The sequence below is a fragment of the Nocardia asteroides genome (assembly GCF_021183625.1).
Taxonomy (GTDB): domain Bacteria; phylum Actinomycetota; class Actinomycetes; order Mycobacteriales; family Mycobacteriaceae; genus Nocardia; species Nocardia asteroides_A.
This window is the reverse complement of sequence record NZ_CP089214.1, coordinates 2,946,091-2,965,695: the sequence shown is the minus strand read 5'-3', so window position 1 is coordinate 2,965,695 and position 19,605 is coordinate 2,946,091. Positions and strand designations below refer to the sequence as shown.

Sequence of the window (19,605 nt, the reverse complement as noted above, 5' to 3'; positions counted from 1 at the left end):
GCGGATTCCGACCTCTCGCTGGTCGGGCTCGGCGGGCCGGCCGGACCCCCGCGGGCCGACGGCGCCGCTGGGCACCGCGCGACCGACGACATCGCCGCGATCGAGCGGCTCAAGTTCCGCTACCTGCGCACCATGGACACCAAGGACTGGGACGAGTTCGCCGACACCATGATCCCGGAGGCCACCGCCACCTACAGCGAGTACCTGCAGTTCGAATCCCGCGAGGCGTTCCTGGCCTTTCTGCGCAACACGCTCGGCCCGCACGTCATCACCGAGCACCGCTGCGACCACCCGGAGATCGACGTGGACGGCGCCACCGCCACCGGCACCTGGTACCTCGCCGACACCGTGCTGATCCCCGCGCACAACATGCTGCTGCGCGGCGCCGCCTTCTACACCGACCGCTACGTGCGCTGCGACGACGGCCGCTGGCGCATCGCGCACACCGGCTACGAGCGCACCTACGAGGTGGTGCTCTCGCTCAGCGACCTGCCCAGCCTGCGGCTGACCTCCAGCCGCTGGGGGCTGCTCGCCAACGAGGACGGCATCGCTCCGCTGCAGCGCGACCCCGGCGGCACCGCCTGATCAGTCGGCAGCCGCGACGAGCGGCTCGAGCGTGAGCCCCCTGTGCTCCTTCTCGATGTACTGCAGCCGCCACTTGTCGCTGAAGAGCGCGAGGATAGCGCCGTCGCTGCGGGTGAAGACCTCGACCCCGCGCTGCCGATCCAGCTCCGCCGCGGAGGCGGCGTCGGTGCGCCGCGCGATCGAGTAGCCGAGGAAGTCGAGCTTGGTCTCCACGTTGAACTCGCCGAGCATCCGGGCGGTGACCACCTCGAACTGCATCGGGCCTACCGCGGCGAGCACCGGCGAGGCGTCACCGCGGGCGTCGTTGCGCAGCACCTGCACCACGCCCTCGGAATCGAGCTGGTCCATGGCCTTGCGGAACTGCTTGTACTTGCCCGCGCTCTCCGCGCGCAGCACCGCGAAGTGCTCCGGCGCGAACGACGGGATCGGCGGGAACTCCACCTTCCGGTCGACGAAGAGCGTGTGCCCCGGCGCCAGCGCGGTGGCGTTCACCAGGCCGACCACATCACCCGGGTAGGCGGTGTCGACGGTGGTGCGCTCCCGGCCGAAGACGGTGAGCGCGTACTTGGTGGCGAACGGCCGCCCGGTCTGCGCGTGCGTCACGACCATGCCGCGCTCGAACTCGCCGGAGACGATGCGCATGAAGGCGAGCCGGTCGCGGTGCGCGGTGTCCATCCCGGCCTGCACCTTGAAGATCACCGCGCTGAACGGGTCGGTGGTCTCGCGCGGCGTGCCCGCGACATCGGTCCGTGCGCGCGGGGGCGGGGCCAGCTCGATCAGCGTCTCCAGCAGCTGCCGGACGCCGAAGTTCAGCATCGCGGAGGCGTAGATCACCGGCGAGGTGTGCCCGGCGAGGAAGAGCTCCTGGTCGTGGTCCTGCCCGGTGGCGGAGAGCAGCTCGCTCTCCTCGGCGGCGGTGCTCCACGCCTCGCCCTCGCGCTCGGCCGCGCTTGCCGGGGCGACCGACTCCTCCGGCGCGATGGTGGCGCCGCCCGCGGTGCGGGTGAAGTGGATGTACTCGGCGGCGGCGCCGTCGGGGCCGCGGCGCAGCAGCCCGCGGAAATCGCCCGCGATGCCGACCGGGAGGAAGAGCGGGGTCGGGGTGAGCCCGATCCGCTCCTCGATCTCGTCCAGCAGCTCCAGCGGGGCGCGGCCCGGGCGGTCCCACTTGTTGATGACGGTGATCACCGGGATGCCGCGGTGCCTGCAGACCTGGAAGAGCTTGAGCGTCTGCGGCTCCAGCCCCTTGGCGGCGTCGATCAGCATGACCGCCGCGTCCACCGCGGTGAGCACGCGGTAGGTGTCCTCGGAGAAGTCGGAGTGGCCCGGTGTGTCGACCAGGTTGATCACGTTGTCGATGTCGGAGCCCGCGGTGCGGTAGTTGAACTGCAGCGCGGTGGAGCTGACCGAGATGCCGCGGGCCTTCTCCATCTCCATCCAGTCCGAGACGGTCGACTTGCGCCCGGCCTTGCCGTGGATCGCGCCCGCCTCGGAGATCACCCGCGCGTGCAGCGCCAGCGCCTCCGTCAGGGTCGACTTGCCCGCGTCCGGGTGCGAGATCACCGCGAAGGTGCGTCTGCGCGCGACCTCCGCTGGCAGCCCGCGCGGGACGGAGACGACGGCGCCGTCGGGGGAGGCGGTCACGAGATTCGACCTTTCGGAAGATGGCCATTCGGCAGGGCACAGTCAACCTGTCCAGCCTACGCGATTCGCGCGTGACCTCCCGATTCCAACGGTGCTGCGCAGCTGGGGTATGGTGGTCGGGTTGTCTCGGCGAGGGTGACCGCCCAGCGTGCACCGTGATCGACGCGGCTCGGCCTTCCGGCCGTCCGGTCGTTTCCATTCGCCCGACGAGCAGACCATCGCGCAGCACGTCCAGCGCGTAGCCCGTGTCCAGCCCGGAAGAGCCGTAGGAGTATTTCAGTCATGTCCGACGTCAACGTCCTCGAGGCCGTCGTACGCACCGAGTTCGGTAAAGGTGCCGCCCGTCGCACCCGCCGCGCGGGCAATGTCCCCGCCGTGCTGTACGGCCACCAGTCGGATCCCCAGCATCTGGCCGTGAACGCCCAGGAATTCGCCGCGATCCTGCGGCAGCACGGCACCAACGCCGTGCTGAGCCTGGTGATCGACGGCACGCCGCAGCTCGCGCTGACCAAGTCCGTTGTCGTGCACCCGATCCGCCGCTACATCGAGCATGCCGACCTGCTCATCGTGAAGCGTGGCGAGAAGGTCACCGCCGACGTGAACATCGTCGTCACCGGTGAAGCCGCGGCGGGCACCCTGGTCACCCAGGACGCCACCACCGTCGCCATCGAGTCCGACGCGATGAACATTCCCGAGTCCATCGAGGTCTCGGTCGAGGGCGCCGAAGAGGGCACCCAGATCAACGCTTCCGACCTGTCGCTGCCCAAGGGCGTCGAGCTGGCCGTCGATCCGGAGACCCTGATCGTCAACGTCATCACCGCGCCGGTGGCCCAGGACCTGGAGGCGGAGACCGACGCCGGTGAGTCCGCCGAGGCCGCCCAGGGCGACGAGGCCGCCGAGGCCGCCGCCGAGAGCGCCGAGTAACACCGGGTCGTGTCCGAACCCGCCGCCGGGCCTGCGCTCGTCGCCGGCCTCGGCAACCCCGGGCCCGAGTACGAGCGGACCCGGCACAATGTGGGATTCCTGGTCGCCGACGTGCTCGCCGAGCGCGTCGGCGGCCGGTTCGCTGTGCACAAGAAATCCGGCGCCGATCTGCTGCAGGCCCGGCTGGACGGGCGGCAGGTGCTGGTCGCCAAGCCGCGCTCGTTCATGAACGTCTCCGGGCGGCCGGTCGCCGCGCTCGCCCGCTTCTTCTCGGTGCCGCCGACCGAGGTCGTCGTGGTGCACGACGAGCTGGATCTGCCGTTCGGCGCGATCCGGATCAAGCGCGGCGGCGGCGAGGGCGGCCACAACGGCCTGCGCAGCGTCTCCTCCGCGCTCACCACCAAGGAGTACCTCCGGGTTCGGATCGGCATCGGCCGCCCGCCCGGCAGGCAGGACCCGGCCGACTTCGTGCTCAAGCCCTTCGCCGCGCCGGAGCGCAAGGAGGTTCCGGTCATCGTCGAGCAGGCCGCCGACGCCGTCGAGCTGCTGCTCCGGGTCGGCCTCGAAGCCGCGCAGAACCAGCTGCACTGAGGGGTCATGGCTTCGAACGCACAGCGCGCCGCCGCACACCGCATCGCGCCCTTCGTCCTCGGCCCGGTCGGCGGCACCCGCCGGGCGGAAGCGGTCCGATTGGACGGCACCCGAATCCTGCTCACCGGCGCCTCCTCCGGGATCGGCCGGGCCGCCGCGCTGCGCACCGCCGCCCGCGGCGCCGAGCTGCTGCTCGTCGCCCGCCGCGCCGACGAGCTGGAGCGGCTGACCGCGGAGATCACCGCCGACGGCGGCAAGGCCGAGTACCGCGCCTGCGACCTGGCCGACCAGGCCCAGGTCGCCGAGCTGGTCGAGAGCCTGGAGGGCCCGGTCGACGTGCTGATCAACAATGCCGCGCGCTCGATCCGCCGCCCGCTCACCGAATCCTTCGACCGGCTGCACGACTTCCAGCGCACCATGGCGGTCAACTACTTCGGCGCGGTGCAGCTCACCCTCGGCGTCGTCCCCGGCATGCTGGCCCGCGGCGGCGGGCACGTGCTCGACGTCTGCACCTGGACCGTCGCCGCCGACAGCTCCCCGCGCTTCGCCGCCTACCACGCCTCCAAGGCCGCGCTGGCCGGCTTCAACCGCAGCGCCGGAGCCGAATTGGCCGCCGCCGGAATCGCCTTCATCACCATCGGCTACCCGCTCGTGCACACCGCCATGAGCTCGCCGACCGAGCGGTACCGCCGCCTCCCCGGGCTCACCCCGGAGCAGGCCGCCGACTGGATCCTCACCGCCCTCCACACACGCCCGGTCCGCATGGTCCCGCGCTACGCCGCCCTGCTCCGGGCCGTCAACCAGTTCTCCCCCCGCACCGTCGACCGCCTGCTCGCCGGCCGCGCCTGAGGCTCAGTCCAGGTGTGCCGCGGTGGCGGCGCGGCGCAGCTTTCCGGATGAGGTCTTGGGGAGGGCGCCGGGGCCGAGCACGGTGACCGAGCGGGGCCGCACGCCGACCTCGGAGAAGACGGCGTGCACCACCTCGCGCTCGATCCGCTTGACCTGCTCCTGGTCCTCGTGGTCGTTGCTCTCCACGACGACAGCGAAGCTCTCCCGCTTCTGCCCGGCGTCCAGCCGGACGGCGACGGCGTTGCCGGGGCGCACCCCGTGGACCCGGCCGGCGGCGCGCTCGATGTCGGTGGGGTAGATGTTGCGGCCGCCCATGATGATGACGTCCTTGATCCGCCCGCAGACCACGATCAGCCCGCGCTCGGTGAAGTAGCCGATGTCGCCGGTGTCGAGCCAGCCGTCGGCGTCCTGCGCGGGGCGGAAGCCGTCGACCGTGACGTAGCCCGCGGTCACGGCGGGGCCGCGCAGCTCGATGACGCCGACCGAGCGGGTCGGCAGCGGCTGCCGGTCGGCGTCGACGACCCGCCCCTCCAGCTGGTCGACCAGGTAGCCGAGGGTGGGCAGCGCGCGCACCGGGCCGTGGTGGCCGCGCTGGTCGCGGATCGGGACCGCCTTGCCGATGGCCTCCAGCAGGTCGGCGTCGACCACGTCGACCACCTGGCCGAGCCCGGGGTCGGGGATGGAGACGGCGAGCGTGGTCTCGGCCATGCCGTAGACCGGGGTGAGCGCGGCCGGGTCGAGGCCGAAGCGCTTGCCCGCGACGGCGAGCGCGTCCATGGTGTCCGGGTCGACCGGCTCGGCGCCGTTCCACATGTAGCGCACGCTGCTCAGGTCGTAGGCGCCGTCCTCGGCGCGGGAGAGCCGCCTGGCCAGCAGCGAGTAGGCGAAGTTGGGGGCGGCGGTCACGGTGCCGCGGTACCTGTCGATCAGCTCGGCCCAGAGCAGCGGCTTGGCCAGGAAGTCGAGCGGGGTCACGCAGACCACCTCGGCGCCGAGCTGCATGGGCACGCTGAGGAAGCCGACCATGCCCATGTCGTGGAAGAGCGGCAGCCAGCTCACCATGACGTCCTGGTCGAGCTGGAACTTGACCCGGTCGAACATGGCGTAGGCGTTGACGAAGAAATTGCCGTGCGTGATCCGCACCGCCTTCGGCGAGCCGGTGGAGCCGGAGGTCAGCTGCTGCAGCGCGATGTCGTCCTCGCCGGTGGGCAGCGGGTCGGTGTCGGGGCCGTCGTGCAGCCGGTCGATCCGCACCACCGCGATGCCGCGCTCGAGCAGCAGCGGCTCGGCCGCCTCGAAGGGCGCGCCGAGCACGACCGCCTTCGCCTCGATCATGCGCAGCACGGTCTCGGTGTCCTGCGCCCAGACGGCCAGGTCGGTGCGCGGCGTCGGCTGGTGCAGCATGGTGATGGAGGCGCCGCGCATCCAGACCGCCTGGCAGGCGGGCGCGATGTCGACCGGCATCCCGGCCAGCACCCCGACCGCGTCGCCGTGCCCGATCCCGGCCGCGGCGAGCCCGCCCGCCATCCGCCGCGCCTGCCCGTGGATCTCCCCCCACGTCTGCCTGCGCGGCTCGTTCGGCTCGCCGGTGACCAGGCCGCGCGGACTGGCCGCGCCGGTCGTGTACATCTCCTCGGTGAACCTGCTCACGTTCCACTCCCTCGCCTCGGCCCTGCCCTGCTATCCCGCCGGAGCGGGCGGACGTTAACTCCCCGTGGTGATTCGCCCGGAGGTAGCGAGCGGACGAGTCAGCGCCGCGGTGGCAGCGGTACCCGCTGTAGATCGTGCGCAACCACGAGTTCCCCGTGGAAGTGCCGCCCCGCCTCCCTCCGATGTTCGTCCAGGGTGCGGTAGCGCTGCGAGAAATGGGTCAGAACCAGCGTCCGAACCCCGGATTCGGCGGCGACCCGGCCCGCCTGGGCCGCGGTGAGGTGCCCGTACTCGGCGGCCAGGTGCGCGTCGGAATCCAGGAAGGTGGCCTCGATGACCAGCATGTCCACCCCCGCCGCCAGCTCGAACACGCCGGGGCAGAGCCGGGTGTCCATCACGAAGGCGAAGCTCTGCCCGCGCCGCACCTCGCTCACCTCGGCCAGCGTGACCTCCCGGTCGCCGACCAGGAGCGCGCCGGTGCGCTGGAGTTCGCCGACCGCGGGCCCGCGCACCCCGAGCGCGGCCAGCCGCTCCGGCAGCAGTCTGCGCCCGTCCGGCTCGGTCAGCCGGTAGCCGAACGCCTCCACCGGGTGCGAGAGCGCCGCCGTGGTCAGGGTGAACGGCGCCCCCGGCGCGGCGAGCGGGCCTGCCGCCGCGATCGGGTGCTCGGTGAGCTCGACGGTCCGGCGGAAGGCGCTGGCGTCGCAGAGGTTGCGGAACCAGTGCGCGCCGGAGGCCGGGTAGTAGGCGTGTACCGGGTGCGCCACCGAGTCCAGGCTGATCCGCTGCACGATGCCGGGCAGCCCGAGGCAGTGGTCGCCGTGGAAGTGGGTGAGCGCGATCCGGGTGATCGCCGAGGCCGCGACCCCGGCGTGCGTGAGCTGGCGCTGGGTGCCGTCGCCCGGGTCGAAGAGCAGCCCCTCGCCGTCCCAGCGCAGCAGGTAGCCGTTGTGGTTGCGCTGCCTGGTCGGCACCTGGCTCGCGGTGCCGAGCACGACGAGTTCGCGGGCCGACATCTACAGCGCGGCCACGGCGGCGACGAACCGGTCCAGCTCGGCGTAGGAGACGAAGCAGTGCGGCGAGGCGCGCACCACCGCGTCCAGCCCGCGCTCGGTCATGTCCAGCAGCGTGGAACTCGCGCGGCTCACCGTCACGGTGATGTTCCGCTCGGCCAGCCGGTCCCGGATCGCCTCCGGCGCGATGCCGTCCTTGGTGAACGAGACGATGCCACCGCGTGCACCCGCCTTGCCGCCGAGATCACGCACCGTGACCCCGGCCAGCGCGCCCAGCGCGGTGCGCAGGTGCGAAGAGCGCTCCGCGACGGCCGCGTAGACGGCCTCGGGGCCGAGATCGAGCAGGTAGCGCACGGCCGCGCCGAGCCCGAGCCGGGCCGCGACATCGTGCTCCCAGAACTCGAAGCGCCGCGCGTCCGGGGCGAGCTCGTAGCTCTCCGGCCCGGTCCAGGTCGCGCTGTGCAGGTCGAGCCGCTGCGGCTCCATGGTGGCGGCCAGCTCCGGCCGGAGGTAGAGGAAGCCGGTGCCGCGCGGGCCGCGCAGCCACTTGCGGCCGGTGGCGGAGAGCGCGTCCACGTCGAGTTCGGTCACGTCGAGGGGGAGCTGCCCGGCGGCCTGGCAGGCGTCGAGCAGGACCAGCGCGCCGCTCGCGCGGGCCAGCCGGGCCGCCTCGGCGACCGGGTTCACCACCCCGCCGTTGGTCGGCACGTGCACCAGCGAGACCAGCTTGACCCGCTCGTCCAGCATCCCGGCCAGCGCCTCGAGGTCGAGCAGCCCCGACCCGTCGCTGGGGATTCGCTCCACACTCGCCCCCGCCGCCCGCGCGCGCTGCAGCGTGGCGATGGCATTGGCCGCGTAGTCGATGCCGCAGATCAGCACCCGATCGCCGGGGCCGAGCGGCACCGAGTAGAAGAAGTCGGTCCAGGCCCTGGTCGCCGAGTCGCTGAGGGCGATAGCCTCCGGCACCGTCCCGAGCAGCTCCGCGATCGAGCTCCTGACCCCGTCGAGTTCGTCGATCCGCTCATTCGCCGCGCGGTAGCCGCCGACCTCCGATTCGCGCCGCAGATGCGCGATCACGGTCTCGGTGACGACGCCGGGCGGCAGCGAGGAGCCCGCGCTGTCCAGGAATACGTGACCGGAGGCCGGGGCGGTGGGGTCGAGCCCGGAGCCGAGGCCCGGGGTGTCGGCGCGGAGCCTGGCGTCGTCCATGTCGCGACCCTATCGGTAGCGGCCGACGGAGTTTCGGCCCTTTTCTTGTCGGCGGACGCCGCTACCCTTGACGGTACGACGCGATCCGGTCCCCGTCCGCGAAAACTCGACCCGCTTGCCCCGAGCTCGAACGACAATCCGCCGACCGGGCTACCCGGCCCATCGCAGTGCCCCGCCGGATCGAACCCCCTTGCCCAGCAGCAGTACGGATACGAACGACGCACCACGGTGGAGGTTGGCATGTCGGTTACGCTCGAGCACCCGGAACCGCCCGGTCAGACGGTCGATCAGGAGGTCATGTCGTCCCGCGCCGCGGCGGAGGCGTACGTCGGCGGGGTCTGTTTCAAACTCGGTCCACCTGCGCTGATCGGCGTCGAACTGGAGTGGCTCACCGTCCAGGGTGGGTCTTCGGCGTACTCGACGGACGCCCCCCGCCCCGCCCTCGGCGATCTCGCGGCCGCACTCGGCCCACACGCCCCGCGCTCGCTCGCCCCCGGCTCGCCGGAGCTGGCCCTGCCCGGTGGCAGCCGGGTCACCGTCGAACCCGGTGGCCAGATCGAACTCTCCAGCTCCCCCTACCCCGATGCGCAGGCGCTCGCCGCCGCACTGCGCGCCGATGCCGCCGTGCTCCGCGACCTGCTCGCCACCCGTGGCATCCGCACCGTCTCGCTCGCCGCCGACGCCTCCCGTCCGCCGCGGCGGCTCCTCGAACTCCCGCGCTACCGGGCCATGGAACGGCACTTCGCCGGGATCGGCCCCTTCGGCAAGCTCATGATGTGCAATACCGCGGCGGGCCAGGTCAGCGTGGACGCCGGAGCCGATCCCGCCGAGGTCGCCGCGCGCTGGCACCTGCTGCACGTCGCCGGCCCCGCGCTGGTCGCCGCCTTCGCCTGCTCGCCGCGGTTGAAGGGCGCGCCGGGCGGGGTCTGGGCCTCGCAGCGCATGCGCACCTGGCTGCGGCTCGACCACAGCCGCAGCCGGCCGCCCGCCGAGCGGTGGGCCGACCCCATCGCCGGGTACGCGAGCTGGGCGCTGGATGTCCCGCTGCTCTGCGTCCGGCCCTGCGGCCAGGACCCGGCCGCCCCGAAGTGGACCGCCCCGCCCGGCGCCACCTTCGCCGACTGGCTCTCCGGCGCGCTGGACGACGAGATCGGCCGCCGCCCGGCCACCGCCGACCTCGACTACCACCTGACCACGCTCTTCCCGCCGGTGCGCGCCTCCGGCTACCTGGAGATCCGCTACCTGGACGCGCAGCCCGGCGATGCCTGGAGCACTCCGCTGCACGTCGTCGAGGCCCTGCTCAGCGCCCCCGCGGTGGTCGCGGAGGCCACCGCGCTCGCGGCGCCGACCGCTGGCCGCTGGCAGGAGGCCGCGCACGCCGGGCTCGCCGACCCCGAGCTACGGGCCGGCGCCGAGGCGCTGCTGCGGCTGGCCGCGGCGCACTCCAGGCAGGCGGCCGAGATCGAGTCCGCCGCCGAACGATGTCGCACCGGTCGCACCCCGCACGACGACGACCCGGAGGTGAACCCATGACCATCCAGTTCTCCGACAACGCGACGACCGATCGGCTGCGCGGCGAGATCGCCGAGGTGCTCACCAGGGCCCGCGCCCGCACCCTCGCGCTCACCGACTGCCTTGACGACGCCGAGCTGGCCGCGCAGCACTCCCGGCTGATGAGCCCGCTGGTGTGGGATCTCGCGCACATCGGCAACCAGGAGGAGCTCTGGCTGGTGCGCGACGTCGGCGGCCGCGCCGCCGTGCGCGGCGACATCGACGAGCTCTACGACGCCTTCAAGCACGCGCGGGCCGACCGCCCCGAGCTGCCGCTGCTCGACCCGGCCCAGGCCCGCGGCTACGTCGGCTCGGTGCGCGACGAGGTGCTCGACGTGCTCTCCAGTGCCCCGCTGCACGGGAATCCGCTGGCCCAGGGCGGCTTCGCCTTCGGAATGGTCGCCCAGCACGAGCAGCAGCACGACGAGACCATGCTCGCCACGCACCAGCTGCGCACCGGCCCCGCCGTGCTCGCCGCGCCGCCCCCGCCCGCCGCGCGGGTTCCGGTGCGCGGCGAGGTGATCGTGCCTGCCGGCGAGTTCGCCATGGGCACCTCCACCGACCCGTGGGCGCTGGACAACGAACGCCCCGCGCACCCGGTGCACGTCCCCGGCTTCGCCATCGACGCGGCGCCGGTCACCAACGGGGAGTACCTGGCCTTCCTCGCCGACGGCGGGTACGAGCGGCCGGAGCTGTGGTCCGAGCGGGGCTGGCGGCACCGGGCCGACGCGGGGCTGGTGGCGCCGCAGTTCTGGGAGCGCGACGGCTCCGGCACCTGGTGGCGCCGTGCCTTCGGCGCGCCGACCCCGCTGCGGCCGCACCAGCCCGTCGTGCACGTCTGCTGGTACGAGGCCGAGGCATACGCGAACTGGGCGGGCAAGCGGCTGCCCACCGAGGCGGAGTGGGAGAAGGCCGCGCGCTTCGACCCGGAGACCGGGGCGACCCGCCGCTACCCGTGGGGCGATGCCGACCCCGGCGTGGCGCAGGCCAACCTGGGCCAGCGGCACCTGGAGCCTGCCGACGTCGGCGCCTACCCGGTCGGCGCCTCGCCCGCCGGGGTGCACCAGCTCATCGGTGACGTCTGGGAGTGGACCTCGTCCGGGTTCGAGCCGTACCCGGGGTTCCGCGCCTTCCCCTACGCCGAGTACTCCGACGTCTTCTTCGGCGGCGACTACCGGATGCTGCGCGGCGGCTCGTTCGGCACCGACCCGGTCGCCTGCCGCGGCACCTTCCGGAACTGGGACCACCCCATCCGCAGGCAGATCTTCGCCGGCTTCCGGCTGGCGCGCGACCTGCGCGCGGGCCGGTGACCGGGGCCGGGCGGCCCGCGCACTCCGGGGGGCGGCGCTGATGTGCCGCCACCTGGGATACGTGGGCCCCGCCGTGCCCGTCGGCACTGTGCTGACCAGGGGCCCGCACTCGCTGCGGACCCAGGCGTGGGCACCGAGGGACATGCGCGGCGGGGGGACGATCAACGCCGACGGGTTCGGCGTGGCCTGGTGGCGTGCGCCGGATTCCGTGCCTGCCGGGTCGGCGGAGCGGGGGGCCGACGCGCCCGATCCGTCCATGCCCGCTGTCCACCCGTCCACGCCCGGCGGGCCGGTTGCCGCGCCGGGACCGGCAGGTGCCGTCGCACCGGGGGAGACGCCCTCCGACCGGGAGCCCCGGCCGGAGCCGATCGTGACCCGCTACCGCAACCCCGCGCCGATCTGGACCGACCCCGCTGTGGACGAGGTGCTCCCGCAGCTCAGCTCCACCGCGGTGCTCGCCGCGGTGCGCTCGGCGACGGTCGGCACCCCGATCGAGCGCACCGCCTGCGCGCCGTTCACCGACGGCCGCTGGGCCTTCAGCCACAACGGCGTCGTCCCGGACTGGCGGCTCGCGCTCTCCGCCGCCCTCTCGGACCTGGACATCGCGGCCACCACCGCGGGCGCCACCCGCCGCTTCCAGACCATCGACCTGCTCGCCGCCGAGGCCCCCACCGACGCCGCCGCGCTCTGGGTGCTGCTGCGCGGCCTGCTCGGCGCCGTCGAACCCGGCGACGCCGACGGCCCGGCCGCGGCGCTGCGCGACCTGGCGGCGGCGGTGCTCGGGCACGCGCCGGATTCCCGGCTCACCCTGCTGCTCGGCAACGGTGAGCGGCTCTGGGCCACCACCGTCCACCACGGGATGTCCGCGCTGGTCACCGCCGATTCCGCGGTGCTCGCCTCGGAGCCCTACGACGACGACCCCGGCTGGCAACCCATCGCCGACCACATGCTGGTGACCGCCGCCCCCGGCGACCTCACCGTCCAGCCCCTGCTCGATGCCAAGGAAGGCGCCCCGCGATGACCGCACCGACGCTGGAGATCCACCTGTCCGACGCCGACCTCACCGCCGCGCTCCGCACCGACGCGACCACCGGCCTGACCTCCGCACCGAAGACCCTGCCCCCCAAGTGGTTCTACGACGCCCGCGGCAGCGAGCTCTTCGAGCGGATCACCGCGCTGCCCGAGTACTACCCGACCCGCACCGAGCGCGCCCTGCTGGAGCGCGTGGTCGACGAGATCGCCGCCGCCGCCGAGGCCGAGGTGCTCGTCGAACTCGGTGCGGGCTCCGCCGCCAAGACCCGGCTGCTGCTCACCGCCGCCCGCGCCGCCGGACCGCTGAAAACCTATGTGCCGCAGGACGTCTCCGCCGCCGCGCTCCGAGAGTCGACCAGGGAGATCGCCGCCGAGTTCCCCGACCTCGCGGTGCACGGCGTGGTCAGCGACTTCACCGACACGCTGCACAACCTGCCCGGCGGCGGCAGGCGCATGGTGGTCTTCCTCGGCGGCACCATCGGCAACCTGGTGCCCGCCGAGCGCGCCGAGTTCCTGGCGAGCATCCACGACGTGCTGGAGCCGGGGGAGCGGCTGCTGCTCGGCGCCGGCCTCGTCATCGACCCCGCGATCCTCGTCCCCGCCTACGACGATGCCGCCGGGGTCACCGCGGAGTTCAACCGCAATGTCCTGCACGTGCTGAACAACCGCCTCGCCGCCGACTTCGAGCCGGAGAAGTTCGCGCACGTCGCGCTCTGGGACGCCGAGCGGGAGTGGATCGAGATGCGGCTGGAGGCGGCCGAGGACATGACCGTCCGGGTCCGCGAACTCGACCTCGAGGTGCGGTTCGCCCGCGGCGAGCAGATGCGCACCGAGATCTCGGCCAAATTCCGCGTCGAGGGCCTGCGCGCCGAGCTGGACGCCGCCGGGTTCGACACCGAACACACCTGGACCGATCCGGAGAATCGGTTCGTGCTGGTGCTCGCCGGGCGGAGGTAGCTCAGTCGCCCGCGCCGCCGACGACGGCGGAGAGCCACTCGACCAGGGGGCGCACGTCCTCCCATGCGGTCCTGATCTCGTCGGCGGTGCGCGGCGTCTCCAGCCAGTCGGGGGCGCCGAACTGCCTGCCCGCGGTGATCGACTTGTGCCGGAGCAGGTCGATTCGCGGGTGGTCGGCGTCGAACCCCTTCGGCTTGGTCTTGAGCTTCTCGCCGCCGATGGTGAAGCCCGCGGCGGCGGTGGCGGCCAGGATCGTGCGCAGCTCGGTGCCGCGCACCTCGTCGTCGACGGTGCTCCGCAGCTGCGCCAGCTGCCCGGGCGAGCCGTGGTAGAAACCGCCGCCGACGAACAGCCCCGGCGCCCCGACCTGCACGTACCAGCCGACGCCCGGCGCGGTGTGCACCACCGCGCCCTGCGCCGTCTTGTACGGCGTCTTGTCCTTCGAGAACCGCACGTCCCGGTACGGCCGGAACAGTTTCGCCGGGCCGAACTCGGGCTCCAGCAGCGCGGTCAGCGCGAGCATCGGTTCGCGCACGGCGCTCTCGTACACGTCCCGGTGCGCCGTCCAGAACGATTTGGAATTGTCCGCTTCGAGATCCTCGTAGAAATCCAGGCCGGCCAGCGGGAAACCCGAGAAACCGCTCATACTCGCAAACTACGCCGCGCTCACGGCCAATTCACGCCGGGGATCACGTTGCGGCCGAACGCGAGCTGCACCGCGAGCCCGACAATCATCGCGCACCCCGCCGTGACCGCCGCCCATTTCCCGCGTTCCTCCCTGCGGGTATGGCCGGTGATTCCGAGCGCGATTCCCGCGGGGCCGAAAAGGATGGGGACCAGGAACAGTGCGGCGACGGCGCAGACGAAACTGAGGATGGCGAAAAGCTGGACCTCCGTCTTCTGCCGTTCCAGGGGTTTGCCGGGCAGGTAGTTCGGGTCGTTCTGCTGCCAGTCGGCGGGGATGCGGACGGTCGCGCCCGCGTCCGGGGTGAGCGCGCCGCGCGGGATGCGCACCGTCTCGCCCGCGCCCTGGTTCAGCCAGTTCCGCGGTGCGGGCTGGTCGTTCGCGCGCGGTGCCGGGGCACTCGGGCTGCCGAGCTTCCAGCCGTTCACCGGGGCCGGGGGAGGGGAAGGGGGGTGCGGGCGGAACGCGGTCCGGGGGTTCGGGGCGGGCGGGGTTATCGCCGGGAAGCCGGTCGGCGGTCCCGCCGGGACCGGGTTCGGACCGGGTGCCGGTGGGCCGATCGGCGGGGCGACCGATGCCGCCGGGGTACTCGGTCTGCCGGGCGCGGGTCGGTGAATCGCAGGCACGGGTTGGCCGCCTGCGGGTGCGGGTGGGGGGACCGCACGAGGTGGACGGGCCGTCGTATCGTGGCCGATCGGCCCGCCGAACACCGTGCTCGGGAGGAAGACGGTCGGCTCGGCAGCCGCAGGGGGGTGCGGCTTGTCCAGGGGGACGTCGTCAGCGACGGCGCCCTGGTCGACAGTCGGCGCTTCGGCCACTTCCACCGCGGAGAGTTCGACGGTGCCCACGGCTTCGGCCGATTCGGCCGGTGGCCCGGCCTCCGCCGCGTCACTCCCGGCTTCGCCGGAAACAGCCGCATCCTCCGATGTTTCCCCGCCCGCGTGCGGCGCCGCACCGTCGCCGGAATCGGCAACACCCGTACTCGGCACCGCACCTGCGGCGGTTCCCGCGGAATCCGCGTCCGGTGGCGCGGTGGGCTTCGCGAATCCTTCGCCAGAGGTTCGGCCATCGACGGTTATCGAGGGTTCGTCGTGGCCCGCCGCCTCGCCCGCAGCGAGCTCCTCCGGAGCCGGTTCGTCGGCAGCTTCCGAGACGTCCTCGACCGCCGCCTGATCATCGGCCGCCGTGCCAGCACGCGCACTCGGAACCGCCTCGGCCGATTCCGGGGCGTCCCGGACCAGGCCCGATGCTTCACCGCCCGTCGGCTGCGCGCCGCCTGCTTCCGGGGCTCGGTCGTCGGTCGGCTGCGCATCACCGGTCTCCGGGGCTCGCTCCTCGGTCGGCTGTGCGTCACCCGTCTCCGGGTCTTGGTCGTCGGTCGGTTTCGCGTCGCCCGTCTCCGGGGCTCGGTCGTCTAACGGCTGCGCGGCGTCCGCTCGCGGTACCTCGTCGTCGACGGACTCCGCGGGTCCATCGGCGGGAGCTTTGCCGCCCGCTGGTGCTGCGGTGGCGTCGTCCGGCGCCTCAACCGCTGCAGGCTTCGCGGCGCGCGCCTTTGTGGATTCGTCCTCGGCGCCCTCGCTCGGCGCATCTCCGGCCGGGGCGTCCTCGACCGCCGGGATATCAGCCGACTTCACAGGCGCGGACTTACCGCCCGACTCCACGACCTCCGCACCCGAATCCTCGCCGATGACCTTCGACACACCCGGGGCGACAACCGCACCACCTGCCGCTTTCTCGGCAGTTTCTCCACCACCAGAGCCTCCCGCACCGGCCCCGGGCGACCCCGGCTCCGGCTCGTGCGGTCGCCGCTCCTGCGGTGTACTCATCAACGCCTCCGTTCGGTCGAGCTACCGGCGGGGTACCCACTCGGGCCGCCACTGTACGTGCGGTAGCTGAGAGCGGCCTGGGGCGGAAACGGGACGGGCCCGGGGTTACAGAAACCCCGGGCCCGTACCGAACGAAGAACTCAAGCGTTGCCGTTGAACAGTCCCGTGACCGAGCCGTTCTCGAACACCTCGCGAATGGTCCTGGCCAGCAGCGGCGCGATGGAGAGCACCGTGAGCTGCGGGAACTTCTTGTCCTCGGTGATCGGCAGGGTATTGGTCACCACCACCTCGCGGGCGCCGCAGGCGGCGAGCCGCTCGGCGGCGGGCGCGGAGAGGACGCCGTGCGTGGCGGCGATCACGACGTCGACGGCGCCCGCTTCGCGCAGCACGCGCACGGCCTCGGCGATGGTGCCGCCGGTGTCGATCATGTCGTCGATCAGGATGCAGGTGCGGCCGTCGACGTCGCCGACCGGGCGGTGCGACTTGACCTGGTTCGGCACCAGCGGGTCGCGGGTCTTGTGGATGAAGGCGACGGGCGCGCCGCCGAGCGCGTCGGCCCACTTCTCGGCGACCTTCACGCGGCCCGCGTCCGGCGAGACGACGGTGACGTTGTCCAGGCTGTAGTTGGCCCGCACGTGCTCGGAGAGCTGGAAGAGCGCGTGCATGTGGTCGACCGGGCCGTCGAAGAAGCCCTGGATCTGGTCGGTGTGCAGGTCGACGGTGATGATCCGGTGCGCACCGGCGGTCTTCAGCAGGTCGGCGACGAGGCGGGCGGAGATGGGCTCGCGGCCGCGGTGCTTCTTGTCCTGCCGCGCGTACGGGTAGAAGGGCAGCACCGCGGTGATCCGCTCGGCCGAGCCGCGCTTGAGCGCGTCGATCATGATGAGCTGCTCCATGAGCCACTGGTTCAGCGGCGCCGGGAAGCTCTGCATGACGAAGGCGTCCGAGCCGCGCACCGACTCCTCGAAGCGGACGAAGATCTCGCCGTTCGCGAATTCCCGCGCGGTCTGCGGGGTGACGTGGACGTCCAGCTCCTTCGCGACCTGTTCGGCCAGCTCAGGATGGCTGCGCCCCGCGAAGAGCATGAGGTTCTTCTGGTTGTCGGTCGAGAACGCGGTCACTGCTGTTCGCCATCCTTTTGCTCTGTTGCCTGACTCGCTGTGTCGCTGGCCGCGATGGCCTCCGTGGCCGCGTGCGCCGCCGCGGTTCCCGGCCGGTTGCGCGGCACCCAGTTGTCGAGATTGCGCTGCGCTCCGCCCGACACCGCGAGGGCGCCGGGTGGGACGCTTCTGCGCAGTACGGTACCCGCTGCCGTATAGGCGCCGTCACCCACGGTGATCGGCGCGACGAACATCGTGTCGCTGCCGGTGCGCACGTGCGACCCGACCACGGTGTGGTGCTTGCGCACCCCGTCGTAGTTGACGAAGACGCTCGACGCGCCGATGTTGCTGTGCTCGCCGATGGTGGCGTCGCCGACGTAGGTGAGGTGCGGGACCTTGGAGTGATCGCCGATGGTGGCGTTCTTGGTCTCCACGAATGCGCCGAGTTTGCCCGATTCGCCCAGCACCGTTCCCGGTCGCAGGTAGGCGAACGGCCCGACGGTCGAGCCTGCCCCGATGGCGGCCCCGGAGCCGTGCGTGCGCACCACCGACGCCCCGTCGCCGACCAGCACGTCGGTGAGCGTGCTGTCCGGCCCGATCTCGGCGTCCTCGCCGATCACGGTGGCGCCGAAGAGCTGCGTCCCGGGCCGCAGCACCGCGTCCCTGCCGATCCGGACGCCCGCGTCGACCCAGGTGGTGGCCGGGTCGATCACGGTGACCCCGGCGCGCATGTGCCGCTCCAGGATGTAGCGGTTCAGCGTGCGGGTGGCGGCGGCCAGCTGCACCCGGTCGTTGACCCCGGTGACCTTGGCCTCGTCCACCAGTCGGGCGCCCTGCACGGTGTGGCCGTCCTCGCGGGCGAGCCGGAGCACGTCGGTGAGGTACAGCTCGTGCTGGGCGTTCGCGGTGGAGAGGTGGGTGATGGTGCTGCGCAGCACCTTGGCGTCGAAGGCGTAGACGCCGGAGTTGACCTCGGTGATCGCGGCCTGCTCCGGGGTGGCGTCGGCGTGCTCGACGATCTCCAGCACCTGGCCGTCGGCGTCGCGCACGATCCGGCCGTAGCCGTTGGCGTCGTCCGGGACGAAGGTGAGCACCGTCACGGCGGGGCGCTCGGCGTAGCTGCGGTGCTCGTCGAGCAGCGCGGCCAGGGTGTGGCCGTCGAGCAGCGGGACGTCGGCGGAGGTGACGAGCAGGTCGCCGTCGAAGTCCTCCGGCACCGCGCGCAGTGCGCACTGCACCGCGTGCCCGGTGCCGAGCTGCTCCTCCTGCAGGGCGGGCAGGATCTCCCGCCCCTGCTCGGCGGCGACCGCGGCGACCGCGGCGCCGACCTGTTCGCGGTCGTGCCCGACCACGGTGATGAGGTATGCGGGGTCGATCTCGTTCGCCGCATGCAGCGCGTGCGCGAGCATGCTCCGGCCGGCCAGCGAATGCAGCACCTTGGGGGTCTTCGACCGCATTCGCGTTCCGGCGCCAGCGGCGAGAACGACGACGGCGGTCTGCTGTGGCATGGATCTCCCTCGGCTGCCTGTCATCGTGCTGGGCCAAACGCGGGGCCCACGATAGTCACATGTGCGTGCTCCGCCGCCAGGACTCGAACCTGAACTATCTGAACCAAAATCAGAGGTGCTGCCATTACACTACGGCGGATCGTCACACCGGCCGGCTGTGCCGTTTCGGCACGACCCGCCGCTGTGCCCACGGCACGGCATGAATCCTCGCATGCCGACCTCGCTTCCGTCGAACCCGCGCGGCCGCGAGGAAGTGCCCCGCTGTCACGCCCGGGACGCTGTCTGGAACAGTTGAAACCTCGGAGGGCCCGGAGCCGTGACGGCGGTACCACGACATCGCAGGAGGCGAAGCGATGCCATCGGGTGAGACCCAGCGGCCGCAACGGCCGCGCATGACGGGTACCCAGCGGCGCCAGCAGCTGATCGAGATCGGCCGTTCGATCTTCGCCGAGCGCGGGTACGACGGCACCTCGATCGAGGAGATCGCGCTCCGCGCCCAGGTCTCGAAACCCGTGGTGTACGAGCACTTCGGCGGCAAGGAGGGGCTCTACGCGGTCGTCGTCGACCGGGAGATGTCGATGCTGCTCGACATGATCACCTCCTCGCTCACCCGCAACCGCTCGCAGGAGCGGCTGGAGCAGGTGGCGCTGGCGCTGCTGACCTACATCGAGGAGCGCACCGACGGGTTCCGCATCCTGGTCCGCGACCAGCCGGCGGCAACCGCCGACGGGCGCTACTCCAGCCTGCTCAACGAGGCGGTGAACCAGGTCGCGCACATCCTCGGCAACGACTTCGGGCGGCGCGGTTTCGACACCAGCCTCGCCACCCTCTACGCTCAGGCGCTGGTCGGGATGGTCTCCACCGCCGCGACCTGGTGGCTGGACGTGCGCGAACCGTCGAAGGAAGTGGTGGCCGCGCATCTGGTGAACCTGTGCTGGAACGGTCTGAGCCACCTGGAGGCGGCTCCCCGGCTGACCTCGCAGCGCAGGGCCGGAGCCGGGGACGCGGTCGAGTGTTAGCTCGCGAATTGCGCGGTGCGCCCGGGCGAATGCGCGAATTGCCGGGGGCGGTGCCGCCGGGTGGTACGGTTCACGCATCCTCTCAGTGCTGTTCGGGTGGTAAGTCGGTCTACTTCGGGATGTCGGTCTACTTCAGGATGGCTGGTTTT

General features: G+C 72.4%; 17 protein-coding genes and 1 tRNA gene. 9 read left to right on the top strand and 9 right to left on the bottom strand.

What is annotated here, in order from left to right; all coding sequences use genetic code 11:
• The first annotated feature begins 90 nt into the window (after positions 1-90).
• A complete protein-coding gene (locus LTT61_RS14310; RefSeq protein ID WP_269821901.1) occupies positions 91-585 on the top strand; it encodes a nuclear transport factor 2 family protein in 495 nt (164 codons plus the stop codon).
• Here LTT61_RS14310 and LTT61_RS14305 read toward each other — a convergent pair whose 3' ends face one another.
• Positions 586-2,229, bottom strand: a complete 1,644-nt coding sequence (locus tag LTT61_RS14305; protein WP_233020449.1) for a peptide chain release factor 3 — start codon at positions 2,227-2,229, stop codon at positions 586-588.
• 282 nt (positions 2,230-2,511) lie between these two features.
• Here LTT61_RS14305 and LTT61_RS14300 point away from each other — a divergent pair, with 282 nt between their 5' ends.
• From LTT61_RS14300 to LTT61_RS14290, 3 genes are read left to right on the top strand one after another with little or no spacing between them, the layout of a single operon-like run.
• On the top strand, positions 2,512-3,153 hold the full coding sequence (locus LTT61_RS14300) for a 50S ribosomal protein L25/general stress protein Ctc (RefSeq protein WP_233020448.1): 642 nt from the start codon (positions 2,512-2,514) through the stop codon (positions 3,151-3,153).
• Positions 3,154-3,162: 9 nt separating this feature from the next.
• Complete coding sequence (pth, locus tag LTT61_RS14295; protein WP_233020447.1) at positions 3,163-3,744, top strand: aminoacyl-tRNA hydrolase; 582 nt, start codon at positions 3,163-3,165, stop codon at positions 3,742-3,744.
• Positions 3,745-3,750: 6 nt separating this feature from the next.
• The gene (locus LTT61_RS14290; RefSeq protein ID WP_233020446.1) at positions 3,751-4,593 is read left to right on the top strand and encodes an SDR family NAD(P)-dependent oxidoreductase; all 843 of its coding nucleotides are present in this window, start codon (positions 3,751-3,753) and stop codon (positions 4,591-4,593) included.
• Positions 4,594-4,596: 3 nt separating this feature from the next.
• Here the strand turns inward: LTT61_RS14290 and LTT61_RS14285 are convergent, their stop codons facing one another.
• The 3 genes from LTT61_RS14285 to LTT61_RS14275 form a co-directional block, all read right to left on the bottom strand.
• On the bottom strand, positions 4,597-6,243 hold the full coding sequence (locus tag LTT61_RS14285; RefSeq protein WP_233020445.1) for a fatty acyl-AMP ligase: 1,647 nt from the start codon (positions 6,241-6,243) through the stop codon (positions 4,597-4,599).
• A 98-nt stretch (positions 6,244-6,341) separates the two neighbouring features.
• Positions 6,342-7,259 carry a ribonuclease Z gene (locus LTT61_RS14280; protein WP_233020444.1) on the bottom strand — a complete coding sequence of 306 codons (918 nt, stop codon included), beginning with the start codon at positions 7,257-7,259 and terminating at the stop codon, positions 6,342-6,344.
• Positions 7,260-8,465, bottom strand: a complete 1,206-nt coding sequence (locus LTT61_RS14275; RefSeq protein ID WP_233020443.1) for an aminotransferase class V-fold PLP-dependent enzyme — start codon at positions 8,463-8,465, stop codon at positions 7,260-7,262. It lies immediately after the preceding gene.
• Positions 8,466-8,705: 240 nt separating this feature from the next.
• On the opposite strand from LTT61_RS14275, the gene egtA reads away from it, so the two are divergent.
• The 4 genes from egtA to egtD are packed head-to-tail and all read left to right on the top strand — an operon-like array spanning position 8,706 to position 13,315.
• Positions 8,706-9,998: an ergothioneine biosynthesis glutamate--cysteine ligase EgtA gene (gene egtA / locus LTT61_RS14270; RefSeq protein WP_233020442.1), complete on the top strand. Its 1,293-nt coding sequence runs from the start codon at positions 8,706-8,708 to the stop codon at positions 9,996-9,998.
• Entirely contained in the window at positions 9,995-11,326 is a 1,332-nt protein-coding gene (gene egtB / locus LTT61_RS14265; protein WP_233020441.1) for an ergothioneine biosynthesis protein EgtB, read from the top strand. Before egtA ends, egtB begins: the two co-directional genes overlap by 4 nt.
• Positions 11,327-11,366: 40 nt before the next feature.
• Positions 11,367-12,347, top strand: a complete 981-nt coding sequence (locus LTT61_RS14260; RefSeq protein ID WP_233020440.1) for an ergothioneine biosynthesis protein EgtC — start codon at positions 11,367-11,369, stop codon at positions 12,345-12,347.
• Positions 12,344-13,315 carry an L-histidine N(alpha)-methyltransferase gene (gene egtD, locus LTT61_RS14255; protein WP_233020439.1) on the top strand — a complete coding sequence of 324 codons (972 nt, stop codon included), beginning with the start codon at positions 12,344-12,346 and terminating at the stop codon, positions 13,313-13,315. Before LTT61_RS14260 ends, egtD begins: the two co-directional genes overlap by 4 nt.
• A gap of 1 nt (position 13,316) precedes the next feature.
• On the opposite strand, the gene LTT61_RS14250 is transcribed toward egtD, so the two are convergent.
• From LTT61_RS14250 to LTT61_RS14230, 5 genes are all read right to left on the bottom strand, one after another.
• Entirely contained in the window at positions 13,317-13,961 is a 645-nt protein-coding gene (locus LTT61_RS14250; protein ID WP_233020438.1) for a DUF2461 domain-containing protein, read from the bottom strand.
• Positions 13,962-13,981: 20 nt separating this feature from the next.
• Complete coding sequence (locus LTT61_RS14245; RefSeq protein ID WP_233020437.1) at positions 13,982-15,703, bottom strand: DUF4190 domain-containing protein; 1,722 nt, start codon at positions 15,701-15,703, stop codon at positions 13,982-13,984.
• 266 nt (positions 15,704-15,969) lie between these two features.
• A complete protein-coding gene (locus tag LTT61_RS14240) occupies positions 15,970-16,950 on the bottom strand; it encodes a ribose-phosphate diphosphokinase (protein ID WP_233020436.1) in 981 nt (326 codons plus the stop codon).
• Positions 16,947-18,437: a bifunctional UDP-N-acetylglucosamine diphosphorylase/glucosamine-1-phosphate N-acetyltransferase GlmU gene (gene glmU / locus LTT61_RS14235; RefSeq protein ID WP_233020435.1), complete on the bottom strand. Its 1,491-nt coding sequence runs from the start codon at positions 18,435-18,437 to the stop codon at positions 16,947-16,949. Before glmU ends, LTT61_RS14240 begins: the two co-directional genes overlap by 4 nt.
• 68 nt (positions 18,438-18,505) lie before the next feature.
• Positions 18,506-18,576: transfer RNA gene (locus tag LTT61_RS14230), tRNA-Gln, on the bottom strand.
• Positions 18,577-18,829: 253 nt separating this feature from the next.
• Here LTT61_RS14230 and LTT61_RS14225 point away from each other — a divergent pair.
• Positions 18,830-19,456, top strand: coding sequence for a TetR/AcrR family transcriptional regulator (locus LTT61_RS14225; RefSeq protein ID WP_233020434.1), 627 nt, complete (start codon positions 18,830-18,832; stop codon positions 19,454-19,456).
• The last annotated feature ends 149 nt before the right edge of the window (positions 19,457-19,605 follow it).